The following is a 6,142-nucleotide window of genomic DNA, read 5'->3' as shown; positions in this document are numbered from 1 at the left end:
GAGCGGCTCGATCCACGGGGTGTCGAGCAGCTTCCCGCGCTTCCAGGCCCCACCCCCCCCGCTCGCTCACGATTTTGGCGGCGGGATGCCGAATCCGACTCCGGAGATCGGCATCCCGCCGCCAAGATTCCGGAGGGTGGCATCCCGCCGCCAAGATTCCGTGGGGACGACGGGAGGCGCCAAGATTCGCCGGGGACGTGCCCGGGCTTGGCGCCGGGCGGGACGGGCCGCGGGAGGCACCAAGATTCGCGAGGGAGGGCTCGGAGGCTCAGCCCCACTTCACGGTCGAGCCGGCGTCGATGACGAGGTTCGCGCCGGTGATGAACCTCGCCTCGTCGGAGGCGAGGAAGAGCACGGCGTTGGCCACGTCGAGCGGCTCGATCCACGGGGTGTCGAGCAGCTTCCCGCGCTTCCAGGCCTCCACCACGTCCGCAGGCTGCGGATCCTCGAGGTCGGGGCGGGCGCGCTTGAGCGATTCGGGGTTGAGCACGAGGTCGGTGGCCACCGCGGTAGGATGCACCGTGTTCACGCGCCCGCCGTAGGGGCCCAGCTCGTGCGCCCACGTGGAGGCGAGCCCGCGCAGCGCGTGCTTCGCCGCGGCGTAGGCGCTCCCGCCCGCGGCGGCGCGGATGCCCGCGGTCGAGGAGGCGAGGATCACGCTCGAGCCGCGCTCATTGCGCTTGAGCGCCGGGAAGGCGGCCTTGGCCGTCCGCCACACCCCGGTGAGGTCGATGTCGATCACCCGGTCCCACGTCTGCTCGCCGATGTCCTCGGCGTTGCCCTCGGGCAGCAGGATGCCGGCGTTCGCGTGCACGATGTCGATGCGGCCGAACTCCGCGACGGCGGCCTCGACGGCCGCGTCGAGCGAGGCCTGGTCGGTCACATCCGCCTCGAGCGCGAGCAGGCGCGCATGCTCGGGCAGCCGCCCGCGGAGGGCCTCGAGCGCCTCCCGCCGCGCGGCGATGTCGGTGGCCACGATGTGCGCGCCCTCCTCGGCCAGCCGCACCGCGGTGGCCGAGCCGATGCCGCCCGATGCGCCGGTGATGAAGGCGACCTTGTCCTGGACCCGTCCGCCCGCGGAGGGGCCGTGCGCTGCTGCAGAATTCGCTGTCATGCCCCGAACGCTACGCCGGAGCGCCGCCCGCCTCGACCGGCCCGACAAAAACGGTCACGAACGGCGCCGAGCGGGCGGGATCCGGCGCCGAGCGGTCAGGAGTTGTAGGCGAGCCAGGGGATGAAGGCGAGGCCGAAGACGACGAAGAGCACGAAGAGCACGGGGATCACGACCAGCAGGAAGATGTTCAGGCCGAGCCCCCATCCGGCGAGCGCGCGCTTGTCCCGGTACTGATCCATGCTGAGCCCGACGATGCCGAGCACCACGCCCGCGAGGGGCGCGAAGCCGAAGAGCCAGCCCACCCACGGCAGCCAGGTGAGCACCAGGCCGGCGCCGAAGCAGATCATCGACCACATGCCCGGCAGGTTGATGCCGGGCGCCGGGGCCGCGCGGTACTGGTACTGGTACTGCCCGGGTCCGGGGTAGCCGGCCATCGGTCCGTACGGGCCGGGCGCTCCGGGGGCCGCGCCGGCCTGCGGATGATACGGCTGCACGGGGAACTGCGGCGATGCATCCGGCTGCTGGAAGGAGGCCTGCGGGTTGCCGGCCTGATCGAACTGCGGCTGCGAGTCGCCGTGCGGGGCGTAGGGCGAGCCGCTCGGGGGCTGGGTCATGGATGTCCTCGGTCGGGCCCGGTCAGGGGGTGGTCGTGGGGAAGGGCGCGCCGGTGAAGTCGGGCGAGGTCGTCGGATACGTCGTCGCCCAGTCCTCGATGTCCTCGATGACGCCCGAGTTCATGAACCAGTCGAAGACGAAGAAGGCGCCGGTGATCCACGGCAGGATCATGGCCGCGACCCCGGCCACGGAGCACACGATCGTGCCGATGATGGCGAGGGTGCGGCGCTCGCGGTACTTCAGCATCGTGATGCCGAGGATGCCGAAGACGAGGCCCGCGATGGCGAAGAGGATGCCCACGATCCCGATGAAGGGGAGCCAGCAGACCGCGGCGGCCAGGATGCCGAGGATGAGCGAGGTGAGGCCGAAGCCGTTGAGGCCGGTCTGCGCCGGCGGCACGGGGCTGGGCTGGCCGGGATACGGCGAGTATCCCGGCGGCGGGCCGTAGCTCATGGGTGTCCTCCTCCTCATCGGATTGCACCCCCCATCCAAACATCCGAGGGGATGGGGAGGAAGCGCCTCAGGTTGTATCCGGGCCCGTCCCGGAATCGGTACTGGCGCGCTGGATGCGCAGGGCCTAGGATTATCAGGTTGTCCCTTCGCTTCGCGCAGGGCAGCGGCATCCGCCCGATCAACCGCGGCGGATGCGATGCATCAACCCTCCTGCCACAGACCGTCTGTGGCCGTTCGAGACCAAAGGAGGTGGGTTTATCGTGCATCAGTATGAGCTCATGGTGATCATTGATCCCGAGATCGACGAGCGCACCGTCGCCCCCAGCCTCGAGAAGTTCCTCACCGTTATCACCGACAACGGCGGAAGCATCGAGAGCACCGACATCTGGGGCCGCCGCAAGCTCGCGTACGAGATCAACAAGAAGAACGAGGGCGTCTACGCCGTCGTGAACTTCACGTCTGACGCTGCAACCGCTCAGGAACTCGACCGTCAGCTTCGCCTCTCCGAGGCAATCATGCGCACCAAGGTGCTGCGTGCGGAAGAAGCAGTTGCTCGCGTCGCCGCCGCGAAGGCAGAATCGGCGAAGAAGGAAGCAGCCGCCCAGGCTGCTGCCGACAAGGCCGAGACCGAGTAATCACACGTCCACCTAGATAGGGAGCGCGACATGGCAGGCGACACGATCATCACCGTGGTGGGGAACCTCACCGCCGACCCGGAGCTGCGGTACACGCCCAACGGGTTCGCGGTGGCCAACTTCACCATCGCATCCACCCCGCGTCAGTTCGACCGTCAGTCGAACGAGTGGAAGGACGGCGAGTCGATGTATCTGCGCGCCTCCGTCTGGCGCGAATACGCCGAGAACGTCGCGGCCACGTTGACCAAGGGCCAGCGCGTGATCGCGCAGGGCAAGCTCAAGCAGCGCAACTACGAGACCCGCGAGGGCGAGAAGCGCACCGCATTCGAGCTCGACATCGACGAGATCGGCCCCGCCCTCCGCTACGCGACCGCGCAGGTCACCCGCACCACCGGTGGCGGCGGACAGGTCGGCGGCGGTCAGCAGCGCGCCCCGCAGCAGCAGATGCAGCAGCAGCGTCCCCCGGCGAACGAGCCGTGGGGCGGCGGCGGCCAGAGCGGCGGGGGCCAGTCCTCCGGCGGCTTCGGCGGCGGTGGCGGCGGCTGGGCTGCGCCCGGCGCGGGTCCCTCGGGTGGATTTGACGACGAGCCCCCGTTCTAACGGGCCGTCGCACATCGATTCCTACAGCGAGAAGAGAAAGAAACAGCAATGGCTGGAAAGTCGAGCGGCAAGCGCCGCAACACGGGACGCGGCAAGGACAAGCCCGCGGCACCCGCAAAGCACATCAAGGTCGGCGTCATCGACTACAAGGACGTCAACACCCTCCGCAAGTTCGTGTCGGAGCGCGGCAAGATCCGTGCCCGCCGCATCACCGGCGTCTCGGTTCAGGAGCAGCGCCTCATCGCTCGCGCCGTGAAGAACGCCCGTGAGATGGCACTGCTCCCGTACGCCGGTTCCGGGCGCTAAGGAGAGAAGGACCACATCATGGCAAAGGTAATTCTTACGCACGAAGTCTCCGGTCTCGGAGCAGCAGGCGACGTCGTCGAGGTTCGCAACGGCTACGCCCGCAACTACCTCGTCCCGCAGGGGTTCGCGACGAACTGGACCCGCGGCGGCGAGAAGCAGGTCGAGCAGATCAAGGCGGCCCGCGCCGCGCGTGCGCTCGCCACGGCCGAGGAGGCCCAGGCGCTCAAGCAGTCGCTCGAGAACGCGCTCGTCAAGGTGACCGTGAAGGCCGGCAAGGAGGGCCGTCTCTTCGGCTCCGTCCGCCCCGCGATCGTCGCCGAGGCCGTCAAGGAGCTCGGCATCGGCACCATCGACCAGCGCAAGATCGAGTTCCCGAACGCGATCAAGACCACGGGCAACCACGAGGCCAAGGTCCGTCTCCACGACGACATCGTGGCGACCTTCCAGGTCCAGGTGGTGGCCGCCCGCTAAGCGAGCGCGCCCGACCCGCTGCGTCGTTTCCCGAGGAGGGGTGTTCGGGTCTGTTCGAATGACTTATCCACAGTCATGTCAGGACCGGCGGCAACCTTCAAGTGGAACTTTACACAGCTTGAAGAATATCGGTGTGGAGAGTGAAACCCCAGATCGAGCAAATATTTTCCGAAGTTCTTCGAGTGGTTATCCACAATTATCCCCAGGCGGTGCACATCGGGAGGCGGAAACGTCCACGAACTGCTCACAAGTTATCCACAGGTACGGAAATTCGAGTGGACAAACGCGGTTATGGTGGCGAGGCGCCGCTCGGCACGGACCTCGAGGGATCGTTCCGACGGGCGCCGGGTTTCGCGGCGGCGATGTCCGGGGGTCGAAGTACAGTGCCTCCCGACACGGCATCCGCCCGCCCGCCCCGGAGGCTCTGCCGGCACGAGCGCTCGGCGGCCTGAAGAAAGTGAGGAAGCGCGCATGACCATCACGCATCTCGGGAACGATACGCGCGAGCGGTCCGGCGACTCGCCCTCGGGCGGCAGGCGCTCGGAGGACGGGCGCCCGGAGTACCAGGACGGGCCCCGCACGCCCCCGCACGACCTTCTCGCCGAGCAGTCGGCGCTGGGCGGCATGCTGCTCTCGCCGGACGCGGTGGCGGACGTCATCGAGGAGGTCCGCGGGCAGGACTTCTACATCCCCAAGCACGAGATCATCTTCGACGCGCTCCAGACCCTCTACGCCGCGGGCGAGCCGACGGACGTGATCGCCGTCACGGACCAGCTCACGAAGGTGGGGGATCTGCAGCGCGCGGGCGGCGCGGAGTACCTCCACACGCTCGCCGGGATCGTGCCCACCGCCGCGAACGCCGGCTACTACGCGACCATCGTCGCGGAGCGGGCCGTGCTGCGGCGCCTCGTGGAGGCGGGCACCCGGATCGTGCAGATGGGCTACGGGGCCGAGGGCGAGGTCGTGGAGCTCGTCAACCAGGCCCAGGCCGAGATCTACGGCGTCACGGGCGGCGTCGAGACCGAGGACTACGTGCCGCTCAGCGAGGCGATGCTCGAGGCCCAGGACGAGATCGACAAGGCGCAGAACCGCGACGGCACCCTCACGGGCGTGCCCACGGGCTTCCGCGATCTCGACGCCCTGACGAACGGGCTGCACCCCGGCCAGCTCATCATCATCGCGGCCCGGCCGGGCCTCGGCAAGTCCACGCTCGCGCTCGACCTGTGCCGGTACGCCTCCGTGCACGCCAGCATGCCGTCGATCTTCTTCTCGCTCGAGATGAGCCGGTCGGAGATCGCGATGCGCCTGCTCTCGGCGGAGGCGAACGTCAAGCTGCAGCACATGCGCACGGGCAAGATCTCGGACGACGACCTCGGCAAGATCGCGCGCACGCAGGGGGACATCGCCGGCGCGCCGCTCTACATCGACGACTCGCCGAACATGACCCTCGTGGAGATCCGGGCGAAGTGCCGCCGGCTCAAGCAGAAGTACGGCCTCAACCTCATCGTCATCGACTATCTGCAGCTCATGACCTCGGGCAAGCGCGTCGAGTCGCGTCAGCAGGAGGTCTCCGAGTTCTCGCGTGCGCTGAAGCTGCTCGCGAAGGAGCTCGAGGTGCCCGTGATCGCGCTCTCGCAGCTGAACCGAAACTCCGAGCAGCGCGCCGATAAGAAACCGGCCGTGAGCGACCTGCGCGAATCGGGCTCGCTCGAGCAGGACGCCGACATGGTCATCCTGCTGCACCGCGAGGGCGCCTACGAGAAGGACCACCCGCGCGCATCCGAGGCCGACTTCATCGTGGCGAAGCACCGGAACGGCCCCACGGACACGATTACGGTGCTTTTCCAGGGCCACCTGTCGAAGTTCGTCGACTACGCGCCCGGCATGGCGCCCCCGCCCGGCGGCGGGCCCATGTAGGGCGTCGGCGACCCCCAAAGTATTGGGCGTC

General features: G+C 68.5%; 8 protein-coding genes. 5 read left to right on the top strand and 3 right to left on the bottom strand.

The annotated features are described in order from the left end of the window. Window positions 1-268 precede the first annotated feature (268 nt). The 3 genes from FM112_RS11945 to FM112_RS11935 form a co-directional block, all read right to left on the bottom strand. A complete protein-coding gene (locus tag FM112_RS11945) occupies window positions 269-1,114 on the bottom strand; it encodes an SDR family oxidoreductase (protein WP_087007826.1) in 846 nt (281 codons plus the stop codon). A gap of 95 nt (window positions 1,115-1,209) precedes the next feature. Continuing rightward, a complete protein-coding gene (locus FM112_RS11940) occupies window positions 1,210-1,728 on the bottom strand; it encodes a hypothetical protein (RefSeq protein WP_087007823.1) in 519 nt (172 codons plus the stop codon). Window positions 1,729-1,750: 22 nt separating this feature from the next. Beyond that, the gene (locus FM112_RS11935; RefSeq protein ID WP_087007821.1) at window positions 1,751-2,182 is read right to left on the bottom strand and encodes a hypothetical protein; all 432 of its coding nucleotides are present in this window, start codon (window positions 2,180-2,182) and stop codon (window positions 1,751-1,753) included. Between the two features lie 257 nt (window positions 2,183-2,439). Here FM112_RS11935 and rpsF point away from each other — a divergent pair, with 257 nt between their 5' ends. The 5 genes from rpsF to dnaB all read left to right on the top strand — a co-directional run bounded on the left by rpsF (window position 2,440) and on the right by dnaB (window position 6,111). Further along, a complete protein-coding gene (rpsF, locus tag FM112_RS11930) occupies window positions 2,440-2,817 on the top strand; it encodes a 30S ribosomal protein S6 (protein ID WP_087007835.1) in 378 nt (125 codons plus the stop codon). A gap of 30 nt (window positions 2,818-2,847) precedes the next feature. Continuing rightward, window positions 2,848-3,417, top strand: a complete 570-nt coding sequence (locus FM112_RS11925) for a single-stranded DNA-binding protein (protein WP_087007819.1) — start codon at window positions 2,848-2,850, stop codon at window positions 3,415-3,417. 48 nt (window positions 3,418-3,465) lie between these two features. After that, on the top strand, window positions 3,466-3,723 hold the full coding sequence (gene rpsR / locus FM112_RS11920; RefSeq protein ID WP_087007817.1) for a 30S ribosomal protein S18: 258 nt from the start codon (window positions 3,466-3,468) through the stop codon (window positions 3,721-3,723). An 18-nt stretch (window positions 3,724-3,741) separates the two neighbouring features. Then, window positions 3,742-4,194: a 50S ribosomal protein L9 gene (rplI, locus tag FM112_RS11915; protein ID WP_087007815.1), complete on the top strand. Its 453-nt coding sequence runs from the start codon at window positions 3,742-3,744 to the stop codon at window positions 4,192-4,194. Window positions 4,195-4,665: 471 nt separating this feature from the next. After that, complete coding sequence (gene dnaB / locus FM112_RS11910; RefSeq protein ID WP_087007812.1) at window positions 4,666-6,111, top strand: replicative DNA helicase; 1,446 nt, start codon at window positions 4,666-4,668, stop codon at window positions 6,109-6,111. Window positions 6,112-6,142: the final 31 nt, after the last annotated feature.

The organism is Gulosibacter sp. 10, assembly GCF_900163695.1.
Classification (GTDB): Bacteria; Actinomycetota; Actinomycetes; order Actinomycetales; family Microbacteriaceae; genus Gulosibacter.
The sequence above is the reverse complement of the archived record's forward strand: the minus strand, read 5'-3'. Positions and strand labels throughout refer to the sequence as shown.

What these genes read in the sequence shown, in the direction of transcription:
- rpsR (WP_087007817.1), top strand. Translation starts at nt 3,466, where the DNA reads ATGGCTGGAAAGTCGAGCGGCAAGCGCCGCAACACGGGACGCGGCAAG.
- rplI (WP_087007815.1), top strand. Translation starts at nt 3,742, where the DNA reads ATGGCAAAGGTAATTCTTACGCACGAAGTCTCCGGTCTCGGAGCAGCA.
- FM112_RS11940 (WP_087007823.1), bottom strand. Translation starts at nt 1,728, where the DNA reads ATGACCCAGCCCCCGAGCGGCTCGCCCTACGCCCCGCACGGCGACTCG.
- FM112_RS11925 (WP_087007819.1), top strand. Translation starts at nt 2,848, where the DNA reads ATGGCAGGCGACACGATCATCACCGTGGTGGGGAACCTCACCGCCGAC.
- FM112_RS11935 (WP_087007821.1), bottom strand. Translation starts at nt 2,182, where the DNA reads ATGAGCTACGGCCCGCCGCCGGGATACTCGCCGTATCCCGGCCAGCCC.
- FM112_RS11945 (WP_087007826.1), bottom strand. Translation starts at nt 1,114, where the DNA reads ATGACAGCGAATTCTGCAGCAGCGCACGGCCCCTCCGCGGGCGGACGG.
- dnaB (WP_087007812.1), top strand. Translation starts at nt 4,666, where the DNA reads ATGACCATCACGCATCTCGGGAACGATACGCGCGAGCGGTCCGGCGAC.